Source organism: Actinomyces ruminis, assembly GCF_002154335.2.
Lineage (GTDB): Bacteria > Actinomycetota > Actinomycetes > Actinomycetales > Actinomycetaceae > Actinomyces > Actinomyces ruminis.
This window is the reverse complement of the sequence record NZ_MTPX02000068.1, coordinates 80,131-100,572: the sequence shown is the minus strand read 5'-3', so window position 1 is coordinate 100,572 and position 20,442 is coordinate 80,131. Positions and strand designations below refer to the sequence as shown.

18 protein-coding genes and 4 pseudogenes are annotated in these 20,442 nt (G+C 68.3%); 14 read left to right on the top strand and 8 right to left on the bottom strand.

What is annotated here, in order from left to right; all coding sequences use genetic code 11:
• Positions 1 to 57 precede the first annotated feature (57 nt).
• The 10 genes and pseudogenes from BW737_RS12615 (at position 58) to BW737_RS12580 (ending at position 9,426) form a co-directional block, all read left to right on the top strand.
• Positions 58 to 858, top strand: coding sequence for a carbohydrate ABC transporter permease (locus tag BW737_RS12615; protein WP_218961917.1), 801 nt, complete (start codon positions 58 to 60; stop codon positions 856 to 858).
• The gene (locus BW737_RS12610) at positions 855 to 1,667 is read left to right on the top strand and encodes a carbohydrate ABC transporter permease (RefSeq protein WP_086614492.1); all 813 of its coding nucleotides are present in this window, start codon (positions 855 to 857) and stop codon (positions 1,665 to 1,667) included. The genes BW737_RS12615 and BW737_RS12610 overlap by 4 nt, the downstream gene beginning before the upstream one ends.
• Positions 1,664 to 2,385: pseudogene (locus tag BW737_RS17055) on the top strand (ABC transporter ATP-binding protein). The gene BW737_RS12610 and the pseudogene BW737_RS17055 overlap by 4 nt, the downstream one beginning before the upstream one ends.
• Entirely contained in the window at positions 2,382 to 2,798 is a 417-nt protein-coding gene (locus BW737_RS17050; RefSeq protein WP_218961914.1) for a TOBE domain-containing protein, read from the top strand. Before BW737_RS17055 ends, BW737_RS17050 begins: the two are co-directional and overlap by 4 nt.
• The gene (locus BW737_RS12600; protein ID WP_086614493.1) at positions 2,795 to 5,590 is read left to right on the top strand and encodes a glycoside hydrolase family 38 N-terminal domain-containing protein; all 2,796 of its coding nucleotides are present in this window, start codon (positions 2,795 to 2,797) and stop codon (positions 5,588 to 5,590) included. Before BW737_RS17050 ends, BW737_RS12600 begins: the two co-directional genes overlap by 4 nt.
• A complete protein-coding gene (locus tag BW737_RS12595; RefSeq protein ID WP_086614494.1) occupies positions 5,587 to 6,873 on the top strand; it encodes a CehA/McbA family metallohydrolase in 1,287 nt (428 codons plus the stop codon). Before BW737_RS12600 ends, BW737_RS12595 begins: the two co-directional genes overlap by 4 nt.
• Positions 6,874 to 6,886: 13 nt before the next feature.
• On the top strand, positions 6,887 to 7,672 hold the full coding sequence (locus BW737_RS12590; RefSeq protein ID WP_086614495.1) for an inorganic phosphate transporter: 786 nt from the start codon (positions 6,887 to 6,889) through the stop codon (positions 7,670 to 7,672).
• 22 nt (positions 7,673 to 7,694) lie between these two features.
• Positions 7,695 to 7,829 (top strand): hypothetical protein, encoded by a 135-nt coding sequence (locus BW737_RS18795; protein WP_257210816.1) that lies wholly within the window; start codon positions 7,695 to 7,697, stop codon positions 7,827 to 7,829.
• A gap of 50 nt (positions 7,830 to 7,879) precedes the next feature.
• Positions 7,880 to 8,506, top strand: coding sequence for a DUF47 domain-containing protein (locus BW737_RS12585; RefSeq protein ID WP_086614496.1), 627 nt, complete (start codon positions 7,880 to 7,882; stop codon positions 8,504 to 8,506).
• Positions 8,507 to 8,556: 50 nt separating this feature from the next.
• The gene (locus BW737_RS12580; protein ID WP_257210815.1) at positions 8,557 to 9,426 is read left to right on the top strand and encodes an HAD family hydrolase; all 870 of its coding nucleotides are present in this window, start codon (positions 8,557 to 8,559) and stop codon (positions 9,424 to 9,426) included.
• Between the two features lie 29 nt (positions 9,427 to 9,455).
• Here the strand turns inward: BW737_RS12580 and BW737_RS18790 are convergent, their stop codons facing one another.
• From BW737_RS18790 to zwf, 8 genes and pseudogenes are all read right to left on the bottom strand, one after another.
• Positions 9,456 to 9,758: an alpha/beta hydrolase fold domain-containing protein gene (locus BW737_RS18790; protein ID WP_338063933.1), complete on the bottom strand. Its 303-nt coding sequence runs from the start codon at positions 9,756 to 9,758 to the stop codon at positions 9,456 to 9,458.
• A complete protein-coding gene (locus BW737_RS12575; protein ID WP_257210813.1) occupies positions 9,641 to 10,402 on the bottom strand; it encodes an alpha/beta hydrolase in 762 nt (253 codons plus the stop codon). Before BW737_RS12575 ends, BW737_RS18790 begins: the two co-directional genes overlap by 118 nt.
• Positions 10,403 to 10,520: 118 nt before the next feature.
• A pseudogene (locus tag BW737_RS12570) lies at positions 10,521 to 10,980 on the bottom strand (RNA-binding S4 domain-containing protein).
• Between the two features lie 75 nt (positions 10,981 to 11,055).
• Positions 11,056 to 12,120, bottom strand: coding sequence for an HNH endonuclease family protein (locus BW737_RS12565; RefSeq protein WP_086614497.1), 1,065 nt, complete (start codon positions 12,118 to 12,120; stop codon positions 11,056 to 11,058).
• Positions 12,121 to 12,156: 36 nt separating this feature from the next.
• The gene (locus BW737_RS12560) at positions 12,157 to 13,080 is read right to left on the bottom strand and encodes an aldo/keto reductase (RefSeq protein WP_086614498.1); all 924 of its coding nucleotides are present in this window, start codon (positions 13,078 to 13,080) and stop codon (positions 12,157 to 12,159) included.
• A gap of 144 nt (positions 13,081 to 13,224) precedes the next feature.
• Entirely contained in the window at positions 13,225 to 13,932 is a 708-nt protein-coding gene (gene pgl, locus BW737_RS12555) for a 6-phosphogluconolactonase (protein WP_086614499.1), read from the bottom strand.
• Between the two features lie 76 nt (positions 13,933 to 14,008).
• Positions 14,009 to 15,018 (bottom strand): annotated as a pseudogene (locus BW737_RS12550) (glucose-6-phosphate dehydrogenase assembly protein OpcA).
• A complete protein-coding gene (zwf, locus tag BW737_RS12545) occupies positions 15,015 to 16,535 on the bottom strand; it encodes a glucose-6-phosphate dehydrogenase (protein WP_257210825.1) in 1,521 nt (506 codons plus the stop codon). The pseudogene BW737_RS12550 and the gene zwf overlap by 4 nt, the downstream one beginning before the upstream one ends.
• Positions 16,536 to 16,933: 398 nt before the next feature.
• On the opposite strand from zwf, the pseudogene gndA reads away from it, so the two are divergent.
• The 4 genes and pseudogenes from gndA (at position 16,934) to BW737_RS12525 (ending at position 20,292) form a co-directional block, all read left to right on the top strand.
• Positions 16,934 to 18,416: pseudogene (gene gndA / locus BW737_RS12540) on the top strand (NADP-dependent phosphogluconate dehydrogenase).
• Between the two features lie 146 nt (positions 18,417 to 18,562).
• A complete protein-coding gene (locus BW737_RS12535; RefSeq protein WP_086614501.1) occupies positions 18,563 to 19,009 on the top strand; it encodes an FHA domain-containing protein in 447 nt (148 codons plus the stop codon).
• A 92-nt stretch (positions 19,010 to 19,101) separates the two neighbouring features.
• Positions 19,102 to 19,749, top strand: coding sequence for a transcriptional regulator FtsR (gene ftsR, locus BW737_RS12530; protein ID WP_086614540.1), 648 nt, complete (start codon positions 19,102 to 19,104; stop codon positions 19,747 to 19,749).
• Between the two features lie 93 nt (positions 19,750 to 19,842).
• The gene (locus BW737_RS12525; RefSeq protein ID WP_180272216.1) at positions 19,843 to 20,292 is read left to right on the top strand and encodes a DUF151 domain-containing protein; all 450 of its coding nucleotides are present in this window, start codon (positions 19,843 to 19,845) and stop codon (positions 20,290 to 20,292) included.
• Positions 20,293 to 20,442: the final 150 nt, after the last annotated feature.

Here is a 20,442-nt window from a genome sequence, read left to right as displayed (position 1 = left end):
CGCGGGCTTGGGACGGGGGCGCGCCACCCTATTCGTCGTCCCCGCCCTGGCCTGATCGTGCTGTTCCTGTTGTTCCCGGCGGTGTGGACCATCTATCTGGGTTTGACCAACTATCGGCTCACCGGCTTGGCCGCGGCGCACACAGAGTTCGTCGGTCTCGGCAACTACTTGGCCACGTTGCGTGATCCCGCGTTCTGGAATTCCCTGCGTTTGACTGTCGCCTTTGTCGCGTTCTCCGGCGTCATCGGCCAAACGGTTGTGGGCTTTACGCTCGCCTGGTCCACCCGCCGCATCGCCGGCTGGGCGCGCACCCTCCTGGAGTCGGTGGTGCTAGCCGGCTGGGTCATCCCCGGCTCGGTCGTCTCTTTCCTGTGGATAGCCCTGCTCGACCGGCGCGGAGGTACGTTGAACGCATTGCTCAACATGCCGGGAAAGGCGTGGCTCATCGAGCATCCGCTGGCCGTCATCATCATCTTCAACATCTGGTGCGGCACCGCATTCTCCATGCAGCTGTTCTCCTCGGCCCTGTCGGCGGTGCCGCCCTCACAGCTGGAGAGCGCGCAAATGGCGGGCGCCTCCGGCTGGCAGCAACTACGCGACGTCGTCCTGCCCACGATCAGGGGACACATTCTGACGAACACACTCATGATCACCCTGTGGACCTTCAATACCTTCACCCCTTACCTGCTCACCGCCGGCGGTCCGGGTAGTAGGAGCGAGATACTGTCCGTATACATCTATAAAACCGCTATTCCGGGCGGTCAGCTGGGTCACGGCGCTGCCCTGTCCGTACTCATGCTGCTGATCAACCTGATCATCGCCCTGGCATACATGCGTGTGGGAAGGGGGCGACAATGAAGTTCGCGCGACGGATCGTCTTCGCCACGGTACTCACCATCGTCGGTGTGTTTTTCGCCCTGCCCCTTACCTGGTTGATACTGGCGCCGTTCGACGGCCACCCGACGATGGCGGTGAAGTGGCCGCGGTGGACGCTGTCTAACTTTCGTCGGCTGCTGGACAATCCCTACGCCATGGGATCGATCACGAACTCACTCATTATCGCCCTGGGCACCATGGCGGTGGTGGTTGTGTTGGGCACACTGGCCTCCTATGCGCTTTCCCGAGTGCGCATACCAGGACGCGACGGCCTCCTGTACGGCATGCTGCTGCTTTCCTCAATCGTCACCGGTACCGCGGCCATGGTACCCACGTTCCAATTGATGAATGCTATCGGCCTCATCAACACCCACACCGGCGTCATCCTCGTTCTGGCGGGCGGGTTGCTGCCGACAGTCGTATTCATTCTCAAGGACTTCATGGACTCCGTTCCCAAGTCCTATGAGGAATCCGCCCGCCTGTGCGGCGCCGGTCCCGGAAGGATCCTCGCCGACGTCGTCATTCCCGTCGCCAGGCCGGGCATCGCCTTCGTGGCGATCTGGGCAGTGGTGCAGGTCTGGGGCAACTTCCTAGTCCCCTATCTGCTGCTGCGTGATCCGGGTAGTCAGCCGGCCGCGGTGGTCATGTACACCTTCTACACCGAGTCCGGGCAGGCCGATCTACGCCTCATCTCCGTGTTCGCCCTGGTGTTTGCGGTCCCCGTCCTGCTCATCTATTTCTTCGTCAACAGGCGATTCGGCTTCCGCTTCTACGGGGGGATTAAGTCATGACGTCCACGATCGTGATGCGCGGGCTGGTCAAGCAATATCCCAACGGCGTGCGCGGTGTCGACGGGATCGACCTGTCGATTCGGGAGGGGGAGTTCTTCGCGCTGCTGGGCCCGTCCGGCTGCGGGAAAACCACCCTGCTGAGAACGATCGCAGGATTGGAGACCATCACCGAGGGTAGCCTGCACATCGGTGGCGTCGACATGACCGACACGGAGCCGGGAGAGCGAGGCGTCGCATGGTGTTCCAGGACTATGCCCTCTTCCCGCATATGAATGTCCTAGACAATATCGCCTACCCGCTGCGAGTCCGCAAGGTGTCCAAGGCCGAGCGCAGAAAGGTTGCCACTGACACGGCGGGAGAGTTGTCCCTGAATGGTTTGTTGGAGCGTCGTCCCGGTCAGCTGTCGGGCGGACAGCAGCAACGTGTCGCCCTGGCAAGGGCCATCGCCACTCGCCCCGAGGTGCTTCTCCTCGATGAACCCCTGTCTAACCTTGACGCCAGGCTACGCCTCGAAGCCCGCACCTTTCTCAAAGAGCTGCAACGCGAGCTCGGCATCACCTCCGTCTTCGTCACCCACGACCAGGCCGAGGCCCTCGCCCTCGCAGACCGCATCGCGGTCATGAAAGACGGGAAGATCCAGCAAGTCGGCACTCCCAGGGAGATCTTCCACGCCCCCGCCAATGAATTCGTCGCCTCGTTCATTGCGCCCACCCCATGAACCTCGTGGCAGGCGTCCTAAGCGGTGGGCGGATCACCTCAATGGGCACGGCGCTCCCGGCCATTGAGGTGGCCGCCCAGGCGCTGCCCGAAGGCGCACATGTCACGTGGGGAGTGCGGCCGGAGTACGTCGACTGGGTACCGATCCCCGCCGGCACCACGGCGGATCCACCGCCGTCGCCGGACGGCTCGACGACCGCGATCGGGGCCGTCGCCGGCAATGTGTACACGGTGGAGAACCTGGGCGCCCACACCCTGCTCACCATGCGCGCCGGGACGGATCGCCTACAGGCTGTAGTCGGAGAGGATCCGCTACCGGAACCGGGACAACGCTGCTGGTTCACCTTCCCAATGGCGAAGGTCCTCGTCTTCGACACCGACACCGGCACACTAATCGGAGGAGGACAGCAATGACGCAGCACGGCGACGCCGTACCTACCGCGATGTGGATCATTCCCCACACTCACTGGGACCGGGAGTGGTACGAACCGCATGACGTGTTCCGGGCGCGCCTGATTCCCGTCATTGACCAACTACTGACGCTCCTCGACGACGCCGACGAGTACCGTTTCACTCTCGATGGGCAGACCGCCATGGTCGAGGACTATCTTGCTATCCGTCCCGAGAACGCCGAGAGGCTGAGTGCCGCCGTCACCCGCGGACAACTGGCGGTGGGACCGTTCGCGATACTCATGGACGAGTTCTGCTGCGACGGTGAGACGATGGTGCGCAACCTTGAACGAGGCATTCGCATCGCCCGCGCCATCGGCGGAGAGATGCGGGTCGGATACCTTCCGGATATGTTCGGTCATGCCGCCCAGATGCCGCAGATTCTCAAAGGATTCGGCCTGACCGACGCCGCCCTGTGGCGAGGGGCTCCAGCGGCGGTGGGCACTGACGCGTTCAGGTGGAGGGCCCTGGACGGCTCCGAGGTTCGGGTGGAATACCTGTGGGACGGATACGGTTCGGCACTAAAGCTGTTCGATCCGCCGGATAGGGTTGATCGGCTGGTGGCGGAGTATGTGCAGGCGCACGCCTCCCGTCTTTGCGGGCATCCACCGGCGGGAATGTTCGGCACCGACCACATGAGTCCGCGGGCGGACATGCTCGACTTGATTAGCCGCCACAACGCGCGTCATCCCGAAGCCCACCTGGTCCTGGCCACCCTGGGTGAGGTTGTCGCCTCACGTTCGCATGATGCCGTAGATCTACAAGCACTGCCGGTAGTTGACGGCGAACTGCGCTCCCATGCCCGCGGCAATATCCTGCCGGGCGTCCTATCGATCAGAACGGGACTCAAGGCGGCGATGGCACGCGCCGAACGCGGCCTTACGACGGCCGAGCGTCTTGACGCCGCGGTGGGCGGTGCTTCTCGCCGAAAGCTCTGTGAGCATGGCTGGAACCTGGTGGTCGAGTCCTCCGCCCACGACTCGGTCACCGGCTGCGGCTGCGACGACACGGCGGAAGATACACTGACGCGTCTGCATGTCGCCGCCAATACGGCGCGCGGGGTCATCGACATCGCGCTACCGCGGCTGGCCGGTCGCATTCCTGCCGGAGCGCCGGCCGCCTTCAACCAGTCCGGCTGGGCACGGGGACTTCAGGGGGAGACCGTGCTCGAGGTAAGCGCGAACGACGTTCCTGAGGGAGCCCAGCTCATTGAAGCGCTTCCGGTGGTCCTAGGCGACGAGTGGCTGCCCGTCGCCGACATGCCCCGAGTGCTGCGCCGGATCCACGGTCGGGAACTGTTCGGCCACGCCATATGCGGCTACCGCTTTCCAACAGCCGACGGACTCGTCTTTGAGGTGTCCCGCCACGACCATGGCACCTTCGATCACGCTGCCTTCAGCCAAGAGCTTCAACACCGTCTGGCCAGGGGGCATCCCGAGAAACTCTGGCACGTAGTGACTCGGGCCTTGCCATCCTACCGAGTACTGCTGACGGGCCGTGCGGCGGGAATGAGTGCCGCACGTTTGCTGACCGGCGGCGCCGTAGAGCATGCGGTACATGTCTCGGAGCGGACTCTGGACAACGGCCTCGTCCGCATTGACGTCGATGACGACGGCCTGGTCGCGGTCACGGACCTCCCCAGTGGGCGCGCCGTCGCCCGCGCCCTCGCTCTCACCGATGAGGGGGACCGGGGGGACTCCTACAACTACGGCCCCGTCCAGTCCGGCGCAGTCACCAGGCCCACCGAGGTCGATATCAAGGTAGAGGAGCAGGGCCCGCTACGGGGAAGAATTCGAATCCGCCGCGTCCACCGCCTCCCGGTCGGCTTGAACGGGGACGGGTCGTCCCGCGGCTCGGACATCCGCGACCAAACGATCGACACGCTGCTGGAGGTCCGTGGGGACGAACGCTTCGTACGGGTGCGTGTCACTTTCGTCAACCTCGTGGGAAATCATCGGCTCCGCGTGCATGTTCCCACCTGTGGACGGGACCTGCCCGGCTCGGTCGCCGCCGGGCAGTACGGGGTCACGCTTCGCGGTCGCGTCGGCGAGGGCGGTTGGGGGGAGTTTCCCCTCCCGACCTACCCGGCTGCCCGGTTCGTGCATGCCGGTGGCGTCGCGGTCCTTACCGATCGGACCATGGAGTACGAGATAGTCACCCCCGGTACCGACGCCGGCGAGGCCTCCGATCGTCCCGATGAAATCGTACTGACGCTTCTGCGCGCGGTCGGACTCATGAGCGTCAACCTCCACCCGCTGCGCGACGAGCCCGCCGGCGCAGAGCTGAACGTGCCCGGTGCCCAATACCTGGGCACCACGGTTGACACCAACTTCGCCATCGACTTGTCCTGCCCCGACTGGGACGACTCGGACATCATTCGCCACGCGGACCAGTTCCGCTTCGAACCGGTCCTCGTGACCGGGACCGGGGAAGAAGCGGCCGAGCCGGCCGTGACACCGCCCCTGACAACGCATGGACGCGTGGCGCTGGAGTCTCTGCGCCGCCTTGACGACGGGGCCCTGGAAGCCCGTCTCGTCAACTACTACCACCACCCCGAACCGCTGCGAGTGCGAGCGGCTGGGGAGTGGGACCGGACCGATCTGAGCGGGGCGGTGATGGAGGAGCGGGTGCCCCTGTGGGAACTGGACGTTCCCGCGGCCACCATCCTCACGTTGCGACGCCGGCCAACCATCCCCTCGGTGGTCACTCCGCCGCGTGAGAAGCGGCGAGAATTCAGTCAGGAGACGGAAGCATGACAGTACTGCAGCGCACGACCCTGCACCCGACCCTCGCGGATCAGGCCGCCGACCGCTATCTGCGGATTCCCTTCGAGCTCCCGCAGCATGTCGACTCGATAGAGGTCCTCCTCGAGGTGGGTGGGGATGCCTCTAACGCGGTAATAGACCTGGGGCTGCTGGGCCCGGACGGCCTGCGGGGCTGGTCGGGTGCGGCCAGGACCAACTGCGTTGTAACGCATAACGACGCCACTCCGGGATATCTGCCGGGGTTGCAGGCCGGCGCATGGGCGGTGCTTGTGGGGCTGCATCAGCTCCCGGCCAGGGGCGTGGACGTCTCCGTTACCGTCATGTCACCGGCAGCTACCAGCCCCGACCACGGCGCTCGGGAAACCCCTGTTCAACGTGTCCTGAGTGGCTCCGACCGCGGTCTACCCGCACCGCCGGGGCTCACCTGGTACGCGGGCGATACCCACAGCCACAGCCTTCACTCCGACGGGGAGTTGTCGTTGTGGGAGCTCGCCAACGAGGCGGTCAGATCCGGTCTGGACTACCTGGGATGCACCGAACACAACACCGTTAGCCACCACGAACACCTCGACGCCGTGGGGCAACGCCACGGCATCACCCTGATCCCCGGACAGGAGATCACGACCCACCGCGGGCACGCCAACGCCTGGGGGCGGATCGGGACCATCGACTTTCGTCAGGAGGCCGACTCCTGGATGCGGGAGGTTGAGCGGCGTGGCGGCTTCATCTCGATGAATCATCCGGTCGACGGGGACTGTTCGTGGCTGCACCCCCTGCTTAGTGGAACGACCGGTGCCGAACTCTTCCACGGCTCCTCCTACCGGAATCCCGCCAGCACGGCGCCCCTGGCCTGGGCGGCGGCAGGTGGCAGGGACAGCATCATTGTTGGTGGCAGCGACTTCCATAACCGTTCCACACCACTGCGGCCGGGAATGCCGACCACCTGGATTGCCGCGGAGGAGTGCACCGCCGCGGCGCTGATCGATGCCATGGCGGTCGGGCGCACGACGGTTTCCGGCGCGGCGCATCTGCTCGGTCCTGACGAAGCACGTCCCGACCTTCTGAAGGCACCCGTGTTGGTGAGGCTCGGCGGCATTGCGAACCACGCGGATGAGGAGATCATGGCTATTGATGCGGTTGGGACGGTGCTGGTCGACCGAAGTGGAAACCGCTTACCCATCGACCAGGATCGTCAGGTGGTGCATGCCCCGCGCAACCGGGGGCCGTTCCGTCTGGAGAACCCGGACCGGTGGATGATTGCCCTGTGCGCATGAGGTGTCGCCGCTAGTGCTCGTCACGGCCGCGCTGGTTCTGGCCTTCACCGCCGTCGTCGGGAGAAACGACGGAGCGCCCCTGTGCGCCCTCAGCCTCTCGAACGCCCCGGGTCATCCCTGGCGGCCGGTCGCGTTCCTCACCGCGGTAACCGCACTGGTCCCACTGGCCGGTGTTCTACCCGTCGCAGACACCTACCGCCGACTCCTGGGCGAGGGACATGCCCAGGAGCTCGGCACGGTACTGCTGGCGGCGATTGTGACGCTGGCGGCGGCGGTGGTCGTGCGCGTCCCGACGTCGGTGACGCTGGCCCTGGTCGGCGCCGCGACCGGCGCGCGGCTGGTCGGCGGCGACGCCGACTGGAGGCTCGTCGCGCGGGTGCTGGTGCTGGCGGGTCTCGCGCCGGTGCTGGCGGGAGTATGTGCCCGCGCCATGTTGACGGTTGCGGCGAGAATCCGGCTGCCGCATGCCCGCCGCTGGGTGGAGTACGCCCGCACCGGCGGGTTCATTTGCGCCTGTGGGGCCTACGCGCTCAACGACGGCCAGAAGCTCGCCGTGGTGTGGACAACGGCTCTCACTGACTCCCCGAGCGGCTCAGGCGGAACCCCAGTGTTGCCATGCCTCGTAGCCGCAGGATCCGGTCTGGCCTTCGCCGCAGGCGCCGGGCTGGGCCTGGGACCCGCCGGGCGTGCCTGGCGCGTGGGAGTGTTTGCCCCCAAGCCTACCAGGTCGCCAACGTGCTGTTGGCGACGGCCCTGGCGGTCACGGTGGGTGCGATCGTCGGCGCCCCGGTGTCCATGACTCAGGCCACCGTGGGAGCCTCATGGGGAGCGTGCCCGGTGCCCAGTGGAGAAGACTGCGGTGGAATGCCGTCGGCCGGATCGCCGCCGCCTGGGCCTGGACCCTCCCGGTGTCCCTGCTGTGCGGCACCGGCGCGGCGATGATGCTGAGCCGTTGAACGCCGTTTCGCGTGGTGTGCACAATTGAGCGCGGAAGGGCGGATACGGCATGATGCGACTGCGGGCGTGGTTACGCCGACCGGGCAGGCGCCAGACCCTGGTTGGCACACTGTCGGCTCAGGCGGCTCTAGCCATTGAGGGCGTTGAGCTTGCGCTGCACGCATGCGAGGCGGATGCGGAGCTGGACGAGCTGGTCCAGCGCATTGAGCAGGTCGAGCGTCAAGGGGATGCAACCCGCCTGCAGTTCGTACACCTGCTGTCAACTCGCGTGGTGACGCCGCTCGACCGTGAGGACATGTTCCGCTTCTCCCGCTGTCTCGATGAGGTGCTCACCAACACCCGTGACTTCGTGCGCGAGACCCGCGCCTGGCAGGTTCAGCCAGATGTGCACTCTCGGGCGGGCCTAGAGCACATTCGCCGCGGCCTGGAGCAGCTGGTCGGTGCCATGGACACCTCCTCCGGGCGTATTAACCGAGAGAGGTGTACCGCTGCCCGTAAGGAGGGTCGCCGGGTGCGTGAACAGTACGACGACGGCCTGCGCCAGCTGTTCGTGGGGGAACTGAGCATGGAGGCGTTGGCTCGCCGGGAACTGCTCAGGCGCGTGGATGTCATCGGTCTGAGGCTGATCGAGGCGATCGACGCCGTCGTGGACGGAATCGTCAAACGCACCGTCTGATTCCCCTCTCCGATTCCCGATCACCCGCCGGGTCTGTAACAATCGCCTGCGTGAAGCCCTCCACCGCTCCCGGTTCTGATCCCGATCCCGCCCTGCTGCCGCCCGCACCTGTCGACCTGCGGCTGGTAGTGACGGATATGGATGGAACGCTGCTCGACGGCGATGGCCTGCTGCCGGCGGGATTCGCCGACATGGTGGCCCGGCTGCGCGAGCACGGGGTGCTGTTCGCCCCCGCCTCCGGGCGTCAGCTCGCCAACCTGCGCACCGTGCTGGGGGAGCCGATCGCACACTCGCCGATCATCGCCGAGAACGGCACTCTGGTGGTTCAGGGCGACCAGGTCATCCACTGCGAGACCATCACCGTGGACGATACCGTCGCCGCCATCGATACCGCCCGCGATCTGGGCATCGACGGCTACAACGTCGGCGCCGTCCTGGCCGGGGTGGACTGCGCCTACATCGACCGCCAGGACCCGCCCTTCGTGGAGGAGGTCTCCCGCTACTACCGGGAACTGGAGATCGTGGACGACCTACTCGCCGTGCCGCTGGACCGAACGCTGAAAGTCGCGGTGTACGACTTCGACGACGTCGAGGCCGGCAGCTCGCAGGCACTGAAGGCAGCCGTGCCGGACGTGCAGACCGTCGTTTCCGGCGTGCACTGGACCGACCTGATGCCCCGCACCGCCTCCAAGGGGCGGGCCCTGGCCGCCCTGCAGACGCGCCTGGGCATCACGCCGGCACAGACAGCCGTTTTCGGCGACTACCTCAACGACCTGGACATGTACGAGCGATCCGAGCTGTCCTTCGCCATGGCCAACGCCCACCCCGGCATTCAGGCCGTCGCCCGCTGGACCGCGCCCGCGAACACCGAAGCCGGCGTGCTGCGTACCGTCGAGGCCCTGCTGCGACGCCTGGCCTGAGATCCGCCACCGGGCAACTGCGCGGGCCTTCAGCTTCCGTTCGCCAGCCCCCGACGCAGGGCATCGATCGCGTCGCTGCGGAAACTGCGCATCGCCGCCGACCACGTGCAGTAGTCGGCGCCGTGATACATACCCGGCTCAACCCGCAGCTGCACCTGTGCGCCGGCATCCTCCAGACGCTCGGCGTAGGCGCGGTCCTCGTCGAGGAACAGGTCTAAGTCACCAACGCCGATCCAAGCGTCCGGCAACCCGGCCAGGTGCTCCCGTCGAGCCGGCACCGCCCAGCGCCCCGGCGTCCACCGGTCGGCCGGCTCGGCGACCGGACGGCCCAGGTAGCGCCCCAGCCTTCGGCGTTGCGGCGGGCGGTCCACACGAACTCGCCGCGGCCGGGTATTCCGACGCCGCCGGCACCCGTGCGGTCATCCAACATCGGGTAGATCAGCAGCTGAAAGGCCACCGGGACGTCTTCGTCCAGGGCACGCTGCGCCAGCGCGGCCGCGAGCCCGCCGCCGGCGCTGGCACCGCCGATCGCAATCCGCTCCGCATCCACGCCCTCGGCCGCGGCCTCGGCGTGTAGCCAGCGCAGAGCGGCGAAGGCATCGTCGAGGGCCGCCGGGTAGGGGTGGGCGGGTGCCAGCCGGTAATCGACGGAAACCACCAGAATGCCCAGTTCTCGGGCGATGCGTGAGCACAGCAAGTGATCCTGGGCGGGGGAACCACCCACATAACCGCCACCGTGCAGCCACACGAGGGCGCCCGACGGCGGTGCTTGCCGCCGCGAGTCCGGCTCGTACCGCCATACCGGTACCTCCAGCCCGCCGGCGGCGATGAGGTCACGCCGCCCCGAGCCGGATGGGAATACCCGCGCGGGCAGCCGTGAGGAAAGCACCGAGGAGAAGTCGGCGGGAAGGTCCTCGGGCACGCCTGCCTGGCCCCGGCCAATCACCAGCAGCGGTGCACGCAACTCGCGGGCCACGCGGTTAAGCCTGGGCCCAGCTCCCGTCGCCGCACCGCCAGCGCCCCGATGGCACTCAAGGCAGCAATGGCGGCCGCGCCACCTGTGGCGCGAGCGGAGGGAGCCATGTGATCCTCCTTTAGTCCTGGTCTAGCAGGTGCTCGATGTCGACGGCATCCCGGCCGGTAGCGCGCAGGGCGTCGAGCTGACGGCGCTCCTTCTTGGTGGGGCGGCCGGCGCCGCGGTCACGAACGATCGCGGCGGGCGCATCCAGCGGGGTCGGGCGTGGGGGAGAGAAGTCGGTGTAGGCGGTGCGGGCGACGGGCGCGCTACCGCTTGACCAGGATGCGTTGTACGCGCAGCAGCCGGTCGAATCCCTGCACACGGTAGCGGATTTCGTCGCCCACCTTCACATGCTGGGAGGGCTTGGCGGTCTCGCCGTTGATACGCACATGGCCGGCGCGGCAAGCCGCGGTCGCAGCGGAGCGGGACTTGACCTGCCGCACGCTCCACAGCCACACGTCCACGCGTGCCGACACCGGATCGTTGGCGCCGGGAATGCTCCGGTCCTCGCTTCCGGCCGCTCGGCCCGACTGCATATTCGCCACGTGCCTGATCCTAGATGATCGGCCCAGAGCCTCGATGCCACTTCGACCGACGCCGGCAGGCAACTTCTACCGACCTCGGTGAGAAGGGCGCGGGCGGGGAGGACGCTTGCCGCCGGCGGCGCGCAGGGCGGCACGGCCACGGGCCAGCAGCCCGAGCCCGATCAGCAGCGCGCCGGCGGCACACACCAACGTATAGACACGGTTGCTCAGCACCGTTCGCCCCACCCGGGCGCCAACCCTGCGGACACGCTCGGGCACCGAGACGGCACCATTACCACCGGCCGCGCAGTCGGTCAGGGCCGTGCGCAGGGCATCGGCGTCGGCGTCCGGCAGGCCGAGGTTGTAGGCGGCCGCCACGCTGACGAAGCGGCGCGCGTACTCACAGCGGTAGCCGACGTCGTCGGGCCACCAGCCGGGCCCGGTGGCGGCGGTCCAGGTGCCCGTCTCGGTGGAGCCGGCCGGACAGGTGGCAGGGCCGCAGTTGGACTTGTCCTGATTGGCGGCCCCGTCCACCGCAAGCAGGTTCAACGGATCGTTGGCCACCAGCAGACGCTGCCGCTCGTCCCATGCCCAGGCGCCGTGCGCATACAGGTAGTTCAGCGGAACCACATGATCGATCTGAACCGCGTCGGAGGTGTCCTGCCCGCGCTGGAAGGCGATCGTGGCCCCGGTATAGGGATCGTGGAGGGTGCCAGACCAGACGGTGGCGTCGGGACAGACGGCCGCCCCCTGCCCACGCCCAGCATCGAGGCCCTGCGTGCCGTCCTCACGGGAGAAGTCCACGTCGCTGAGGTCCCGGGCCAGGATTTCGTTGCGGGTGTCGCAGCCATCGCCATCGACGTCCATCCACGCCTGACCGAACCAGCCGGTGCGCGAACCACCTTCACCCCAGGAGACGGCGGCGGGGGAGTCCTCCGGCAGCGTCTCGAGCGCGGCCAGCGCGTCCGCCGCGCCCAGCACGAGCCGACCACGCTCATCCCAGGAGACATCGGCGGTGGTCTGCGCGTCCGCCGAAATCGTGGTGTTTGCCGCGGTCGGGGACGCGAGCGCGCAAGGGGCCAAGGCGAGCACTGCCGAGAGCGCGCAGGCCACCGGCACCAGGCGGGCGGATGGGTGGGGCACAGACAGCATGACGGGGCGGATTGCGCGGCCAGACCCGCAGTCGTCTCAGGGGACGATGTAGCCGGCGGCGCGGAAGACCTCGTACCACTGCTCGCGCGTCAGCGGCAGTTCGGAGCCCGCGGCCGCGGCCTCGACCCGTTCCGGGCGGGTGGTTCCCAGCACCACCTGGATGTGGGCGGGATGACGGGTGATCCAGCCGGCGGCGATCGCCTCCGGAGGCACGCCGTACTCGGCAGCCAGGCGGTCCACGACATCGTTGAGCTCCCCGTAGCGCTCCCGGTTGCCCAGGTACGGGCCGGAGCCGTCACCGGCCTGGAAGGGAGACCAGGCCTGAATGGTGGTGTTAGTCAGGCGGCAGTAGTCGAGAATGCCGTCGGTGCGCACCACAGACTGGTCGTGGCGCATGTTTAGGGCCACGCCCTCGGCGATCATGTCTGCATGCGTGAGGGACAGCTGCAGCTGGTTGACGAGCAGCGGCTGGTCCACGGTGGCGCGCAGCAGCTCGAGCTGGCCGCGCGTGTGGTTGGAGACGCCGAAGTGGCGCACCTTCCCGGAAGCTGCGAGTTGATCGAAGGCGGCTGCCACCTCCTCGGGCTCGACCAGCGCGTCGGGCCGGTGCAGCAGCAGCACGTCCAGGTAGTCGGTGTGCAGCGCCTGGAGAGAGGCGTCTACGGATTCAAGAATGTGCTTGGTGGAGAAGTCGAACCAGCCCCAGCGGATGCCGCACTTGCTCTGCAGCACCACTTGTTCACGCTCGGCGGCCGACCAGTTCAGGGCCGCGCCGAAGCGCTCCTCGCAGGCGTGGTCGCGGCCGTAGATGTCGGCGTGGTCGAACATGGTGATACCTGCGTCGCGGGCAGTTCCCACCAGGGTACGGATCTCGGCGTCGCTGAGCTCCTTGATGCGCATCAGGCCGAGGATGATGTTGGAGGCGTTCAGGTCGGATGAGCCAATTGGTTGGATTCTCATACAAATACGGTAACCGAGATGCGCTGGCCTGCCCAGGTGCAACCCGGGGCTGTCCACAGGCCGAGCCGAATACCTGTCGCGGGGCACGCCTGTGGACGCCGACGGGCGTGCCAGACCGGCTCAAGTAGGGCCGGACGGAGCGAGTCAGTCGGGTATACCGGCCGCAGCCGCATGATCCAGGTGCCAGACCGTAGCCTCGCCGCGGGCGCAGGAGGCCGGGGCGGCCACAACATCGGGGGAGGCCAGGCCTTTCGCGACCGCCTCGGCCTTACCGGCGCCACCGGCGACAACCATGACCCGACGAGCCCGGTGCAGAACGTCGAAGGTGAAGGACACACGCTCGGGCGGTAGCTTGGGGGAGTCGTGCACGGCGATTACGTCCGTGCCGGTGGTCGGCGCGACCGGGTGCCCCGGGAACAACGAGCACACGTGCGCATCCGGCCCCAGTCCCACGTGAACGACGTCAAAACGCCCATCGGCCGGGCCGTGCTCGCGCAGCGCCTCGGCGAGCGCAGCCGCCGCCGCGTCGACGGAGTCCACCTGCTCGGGTCCCGGCAGCCGGTGCACATTGGCCGCCGGTATGCCCGCGGCCACCAGTCCTGCCACCTGCAGGTCATTGCGGTCCGGGTGATCGGCCGGCACGAAGCGCTCGTCGCCCTCCCACAGGTGGAGCCGTTCCAGGCCGTTCGCAGGCGTCAACCCGGCGGCGGCCAGGGCGGCGGGCAGCGCCGCGGCGAGCGCCTCGCCACCCGACCCGCCGGTCAGGACCAGGTGCGCGACGCCCCGAGCGGTGACGGCGTCGGCGAGCAACTGGGCGGTCTCCGCGGCGGCGGTGGCGGCCGCCGCGGCCATGGAGTCGTGGACGACGACGGACGGGGCGGGGCGGGCGCTGCGGCCCGGTTGATGGCGGTGGCGTCGATTGCGGGCATCAGTGGATCCCCTCTTCCTTGATTTCCGTTGCTTCTGTTGGGGTTGTCGGGGCGGTGTCTTCGACGAAGGTGGCCAGAACCTCCTCGTAGACGAGGTCCGGGCTCAGCCGACGCAATTCCTCGCTCATCGTGGCCACCGGTTCGCGGCGCGCCATGGTCACGACCTGCGGGCGCAGGGCGCCGGGGCGGGTGATCATCACCCGCTCGTGGTCCTTGCGCGTGATCACCAGGTCCCCGGAGCCGGTGTGCGCCGTAATCGTGGCGATGCCGGGAATGCCGGGGGCATCCACCGTTCCACCGGCACGCCCAGCCGCAGCCGCAGCCAGCGAATCATCAGCGAGACCGAGGCGTTGTGGGGCTCTCCGGCGACGACGACGCCGCGGACCGACCCTGCGCACAACAGCGAGTCCAGCGTCGAGGCGACCATGGCCCGCCACAGGGTGATGCGGGTCCAGGCCAGGTCGATGTCGCCGCGCGTGTATTCCGGCGCCAACGCCGCCAGGGCGGAGGACGGGTCCGGCTGCGAGGGCGTGTTGGTGATACGGGTGGTGGCCAGGGCCCCGAGCGGGCTCGTGGCCGGACACACGGGTGGCGCATACGGCCACCAGGTCACCACGGGAACATCGGGCAGCAGGAAGGGCACCACCAGGGTGTCGGCATGGCGGGCCGCCTCGCCCTGCGGGAACAGCACCAGCGTCTCGCCGGCGCCCGCGTCGTGGCCGAGCCGGATCTCGGCGTCGAGATGGCCGACCGAGCCGTCGGGGCGGTGCCCGTTGTGACGGCGGTCGTCATCGGCGTCGTCACGGGGGTCGGATCGCGGGCTGACTACCGCCACCACCCGGCAGGGATGGTCCCGGCTGGCCCCATGCGCGGCCACCAGGGCCTCCTCCAGACCGTCGCGGTCGGTGTCGATGACGAGCGTGAGCACGCGCGAACCACTGCCGACTCCCTCAGACAGAAGGGCGGAGACGATCTCGTCGGTGGTGGTCTCGGCGAGGTTGATGATCATGAGCGCCTCCAAATGCGGCCGTCGCGGGCAAGCAGGTCGTGGGCCGAGGGCGGCCCCCAGGAGCCGGGCCGATACCCCTCCGGCTCCCCGTTCGCGGCCCAGTGCTCGATCACCGGATCCAGGATCCGCCAGGACAGGTCCACCTCGCGTTGCTGCGGGAACAGTGGGGCGTCGCCGAGCAGCGCGTCCAGAATGAGCCGCTCATAGGCCTCGGGGGACTCCTCGTTGAAGGAGGCGCCGTAGCCGAAGTTCATGGTCACGTCGCGCAGCTCCATTTGTGTGCCGGGGACCTTCGAGGCCATGCGCATGGTGATGCCCTCGTCGGGCTGGATGCGCAGCACAATCGTGTTGGCGCCCAGGCCGGCCGTGGCCGCATCCGTGAAGGGCAGGAACGGCGGCCGCTTGAACACGACCGCCACCTCGGTCACGCGCCGGGCCAGCCGCTTGCCGGTGCGCAGGTAGAAGGGGACGCCCGCCCAGCGGCGGTTGGCGATCTCCAGCCGCACGGCGGCGAAGGTCTCCGTGTGGGAGTCGGCGGCCACCCCGTCCTCCTCCAGATACCCGCGCACAGGGACGCCGCCCTGAAAGCCCGCCTCATAGCGGCCGCGCGCGGTGGTCGCGTCCAGGTCGAGACCCCCGGCCCGCTCCAGTTTGACGGCGGCCAGTACCTTCTCCTTCTCGGAGCGGATGGCGGAGGCGCGCATGGAAATGGGCTCCTCCATGGCGGTCAGGGCCAGCAGCTGCAGCAGGTGGTTCTGGATGACGTCGCGCGCCGACCCGATCGTGTCGTAGTAGCCGGCGCGGGTGCCGATGCCGATGTCCTCGGCCATGGTGACCTGAACGTGGTCCACGTACCGCTGGTTCCACAGGGGCTCGAACATGGTGTTGGCGAAGCGCAGGGCCAGAATGTTCTGCACCGTCTCCTTGCCCAGGTAGTGGTCGACGCGGAAGACGTCATCCGGACGCACGATCCGGGAGACGACGGCGTCCAGTTCCCGAGCGCTGGCGCGGTTATGGCCGAAGGGCTTCTCAATGATCACCCGGCGCCAGGAGCCCGGGAGCTCGTCCACGAGCCCGGAGGCGGCCACATGCTCGGTGACGGCGGAGAACCAGGCCGGCGGCACCGACAGGTAGAAGGCCCGGTTGCCTCCCGTACCGCGCGTCGCATCCAGGTCGGTGACGGTGTGGGTGAGTCGGTCGTAGGCGGCGCCGTCGTCGAAGGAGGCCAGCTCGACGAAGCGCATGCCGGCGGCCAGTTGATCCCAGATCGCCTGTCGCCAGGGGGTGCGGGCGCCGCCGCGTACCGCGTCCGCGACGTAGTTGCGCAGGTCGTCGTCGGACCAGTTGCGTCGCCCCACGCCCACCAGTGAGAAGCTGGGGGAGAGCAGACCACGGTTGGCCAGGTCGTAGATGGCCGGCAGCAGCTTGCGACGGGCCAGGTCGCCGGTGATGCCGAACATGACCAGCACGCACGGATCGGCGATGCGGGGCAGGCGCAGATCGCGCGGGTCCAACAGCGGATTGCCCCGCGGGGCGACTAGGCCCTCTGAGGCGCCGCCGGACGCGGAAGGTGCGCTTGAGGCTTGGGAGAGGTCCACGGGTGCTGATGCGCCTTCCTGTTCTTCTTCCCGATAGGGCTGGGGTCGGCCGCGGACGTCCGCCCCGAAAGCGGATGAGACCGCCCCCGGTTGCAGCGCCGAGCCGACCGCGTCCACTCTAAACGCTGTGCCGGCCCGCCGCCGGGCATGGCGGGAATCGAATGGGTGTCTGTCGGGGCGTGTCTCAATTCCCGCTCGCCGGGGTACACCGCGGCGGCCGCAACGGTAGGCTCTGGGGGCGCGCCCGGTGCGTTACCTTGACCCCATAAACGATCCCAGAACCATGGCCCGTGGCCGACGGGCAGAAGGGGATAGCGATGAGTTCAGCGAGCGACTTCGTCCCGCAGCCCGCCTCGGCGGACATCGGCGTGTACGGGTTGGGGGTGATGGGGGCCAACCTGGCCCGCAACCTCGCCCGCCACGGCCACTCAGTCGCCGTCTTTAACCGCACCCCGGCGCGCACGGAGCGGCTCATCGACCTGCACGGCGGTGAAGGGGACTTCGTGCCGGCCGCCGATGCGGCGGCATTCGTCGCCTCCCTGCGCCGCCCGCGGGCCGTGATCATCATGGTGCAGGCCGGCGCCGCCACCGAGGCGGTCATTGAGCAGTTGCGCGAGCTGCTGGAACCGGGAGACATCATTGTCGACGCCGGCAACACCTTCTACCAGGACACCGAGCGCCGCGAGGCCTCTCTGCGCGAGCAGGGCGTCCACTTCGTCGGCATGGGCGTTTCCGGTGGTGAGGAGGGTGCGCTGCTCGGCCCCTCGATCATGCCGGGCGGCACCGACGCTCCTATGAGCGGCTCGGTCCTCTGCTGGAGTCCATCGCCGCCCATGTGGACGGCGTGCCCTGCTGTACTCACGTCGGCCCCGGTGGTGCGGGACACTTCGTGAAGATGGTGCACAACGGCATTGAGTACGCCGACATGCAGCTGATCGCCGAGGCCTACGACCTGCTGCGCAGGGTGGCCGGGATGAGCGTGCCCGAGATTGCCGATGTCTTCCGTAACTGGAAGCGCTCCGAGCTGGACTCCTACCTGATCGACATCACCACCGAGGTCCTGGATCGGGTTGACCCGGCCACCGGCGAGCCCTTTGTCGACGTGATCGTGGACGCCGCCGGCCAAAAGGGGACGGGCGCCTGGACCACCCGCACGGCCCTGGACCTGGGCGTGGCCGTGCCCGCCATCGCAGAGGCCACCTTCGCCCGGGCCGCATCCTCCGCTCCCGCTCAGCGCGCCGCCGTGCGGGCCGCGGACCTGAACACCGGCACCACGGTGCCGCGCCTGGCCGCCGGACCCGAGCGCGACGCATTCGTCGACGCCGTACGGCAGGCCCTGTACGGCTCCAAGATCGCCGCCTATGCCCAGGCTTTGATGAGATCGCCACCGCGTCCGCCGAGAATGACTGGTACGTGGACCTGGGTGCCATGGCCCGCATCTGGCGGGGCGGCTGCATCATCCGTGCCCGCTTCCTGGATGACATCACTCGCGCTTATGAGGCCGATCCACAGTTGCCCAGCCTGCTGACGGCCCCCACCTTCGCGGATGCGCTGCGCGACGCCCTGCCGGCCTGGCGGCAGGTGGTGTCCGCCGCCGCTCTGGCGGGTGTGCCCGCACCGGCCTTCGCGGCGTCGTTGGCCTACGTGGACCAGCTGCGCGCCGAGCGCCTGCCCGCTGCCCTCATCCAGGGGCAGCGCGACTTCTTCGGTTCCCACACCTACCACCGGGTAGATGACCCCGACGGCGTCTATCACGTGCTGTGGGCCGAGCCCGGCCGCGTAGAAGAGAAGTGGAACTGAGCCCTGCGCTCGGGATGGGGCGCGGTTGGCTCCGCCCGGCCCCGTCCGGGGCCTTTTCCGGCACACACATTGTGAGGGTCCACCGTGGCGACGGTATGGTGTGACCACAGCGGTGCGAACGGCACCGCCCGACCGGAGGGGAACAGATGTCGAGCACGCCGATGGAACCGGATCCCACCTCGACCCAGGCCTTCGGGGCTATTGGCGTTCCCGTGGAGCCCGATGTCCCCTCCGTGGGTATCTCCGCCCAGGACCGCGCCGCCATCGCGGCGCTGCCCGCGGGCACGGCGCTGCTTCTGGTGCAGCAGGGACCGACCACCGGGGCGCGCTTCCTGCTCGACTCCGCCGAGACGACCGTCGGGCGGCACCCGCGCGCCGACATCTTCCTGGATGACGTCACGGTCTCCCGCAAGCACGCGGTGTTCACCGCGCTGCCCGACGGCGGTTTTTCCGTGCGCGATCAGGGCTCTCTCAACGGCACTTACGTGAATCGCCAGCGCGTGGAGCAGGCGGCTCTGCGTGCGGGCGATGAGGTCCAGATCGGCAAGTACCGCATGACCTACCATCCCGCGCCGCAGCGGGCCGCGCAGTGACCGGCGCCGCCGCCCGGCGTAGGGCTGCCGGCGATTCGGCGCGCGCCGAGGGATCCGAGCCGTGGCCGCGCGGGGTTTCTCGCGAGCCGGCGATGAAGATCGGTGAGGTGGTCGATCACCTTAAAGGTGAGTTCCCCGCCCTATCTGTCTCCAAGGTGCGTTACCTAGAGGCCGAGGGGCTGATCTCCCCGCACCGGGTTGGCAACGGCTACCGGCGCTACTCGGTCGCCGACGTGGAGCGCCTGCGCTACACCTTGACCGCGCAGCGTGACGAGTACCTGCCGCTCTCGGTGATTCGTGAGCGGCTGGCGGAGCTTGATGGGGATATGGACGCCCCACCGCCCGCCCCGGTGGCGCGGGTGGTGGCCTCGGACGGCCATACGGTCGCCGGTGCCTTCGACGCCGACGATCTGGTGCACCACTCGGGTGCATCGCTGGCGCAGATCGAGGAGCTGGTGACGATCGGCATCATTGCGCCCGACGCGCATGGCCGCTTCGACTCGCGTGCGCTCACCACCGTGTCGCTCGCGCTCGAGGCCGGCCGGATGGGCGTCCCCCTGCGCAACCTGCGGACAGTGCGCAGCGCTGCCGAGCGTGAGGCCGACGCCATCGAACTGGCCACCCAGCACAAGCGCAATCGTTCGGCGACGGCGGGGGAGGACGCGGCTGCGGAACTGGCCGGAGTGCTGGCACAGCTGCACACCAACCTGCTGCGCCACGCCGTCGAGGCGCTGCGCTGACCGCCGCATACCAGTCAGATACTTCTTTGCCCGTTCCCAGGACAGTGTCGCCGACCCGCCGGTAGGTTATGAGCCGTGCGGACCATGTCGCTGATGGGAGTCCGTTCCACGGCTCCGGACTCGGGCCTGGTCGCCGTCCTCATGGAGGACGGAGGTCCGGGCATGATCACCGTCCCCGTGGGGGCGCGGGACGGACTGCTGCTGAGTGCCCCCAACCACAACCGGCCCCCCGGCTGGGTGACTTTTCTGACTGCCTGCGTAGATGCTTTCGGTGCGGCCATACTGCGGGTGGTGCTCGATGTCGATGCGGACGGTGGCCTGTGTGCCAATGCGGTACTGGATGCTCCGGTCCCCGGCCTGCCCAAGGCGGTGCCCTGCGCTCCCAGCGATGCGCTAGTCCTGGCCGATGTGCTGTCCGTACCGGTGGTGGCCACCAGCGCGCTGCTGCGGCTACGCGGTATTGACCTGGGGGAGGAGGCGCTACAGCAGCGCATGGAGCGGTGGCGGCGAGAGCTGGACGGCGCAGTCCCGGAAGACGTCTGACCCCGCTGTTGCGGCGCGCCCACCCACCCGCGACGCGCGGGACGCGTGTGACAGGTGTGAAAACTGATGTGTACTGTGTCACATTGTCTGTGGTGGGGCTGCAAGTAATCCGCGCAATCACGCGCTGTTGGGGCACCGGGCGACCGGAGG

Bases quoted from the DNA above. Each gene is read 5' to 3' on its own strand.
- BW737_RS12565 (WP_086614497.1), bottom strand. From the start codon at position 12,120: ATGCTGTCTGTGCCCCACCCATCCGCCCGCCTGGTGCCGGTGGCCTGC.
- BW737_RS17050 (WP_218961914.1), top strand. From the start codon at position 2,382: ATGAACCTCGTGGCAGGCGTCCTAAGCGGTGGGCGGATCACCTCAATG.
- BW737_RS18795 (WP_257210816.1), top strand. From the start codon at position 7,695: ATGGGGAGCGTGCCCGGTGCCCAGTGGAGAAGACTGCGGTGGAATGCC.
- BW737_RS12585 (WP_086614496.1), top strand. From the start codon at position 7,880: ATGATGCGACTGCGGGCGTGGTTACGCCGACCGGGCAGGCGCCAGACC.
- BW737_RS12610 (WP_086614492.1), top strand. From the start codon at position 855: ATGAAGTTCGCGCGACGGATCGTCTTCGCCACGGTACTCACCATCGTC.
- BW737_RS12535 (WP_086614501.1), top strand. From the start codon at position 18,563: ATGTCGAGCACGCCGATGGAACCGGATCCCACCTCGACCCAGGCCTTC.
- BW737_RS12560 (WP_086614498.1), bottom strand. From the start codon at position 13,080: ATGAGAATCCAACCAATTGGCTCATCCGACCTGAACGCCTCCAACATC.
- ftsR (WP_086614540.1), top strand. From the start codon at position 19,102: ATGAAGATCGGTGAGGTGGTCGATCACCTTAAAGGTGAGTTCCCCGCC.
- pgl (WP_086614499.1), bottom strand. From the start codon at position 13,932: ATGGCCGCGGCGGCCGCCACCGCCGCCGCGGAGACCGCCCAGTTGCTC.
- BW737_RS12600 (WP_086614493.1), top strand. From the start codon at position 2,795: ATGACGCAGCACGGCGACGCCGTACCTACCGCGATGTGGATCATTCCC.
- BW737_RS12525 (WP_180272216.1), top strand. From the start codon at position 19,843: ATGGGAGTCCGTTCCACGGCTCCGGACTCGGGCCTGGTCGCCGTCCTC.
- BW737_RS12595 (WP_086614494.1), top strand. From the start codon at position 5,587: ATGACAGTACTGCAGCGCACGACCCTGCACCCGACCCTCGCGGATCAG.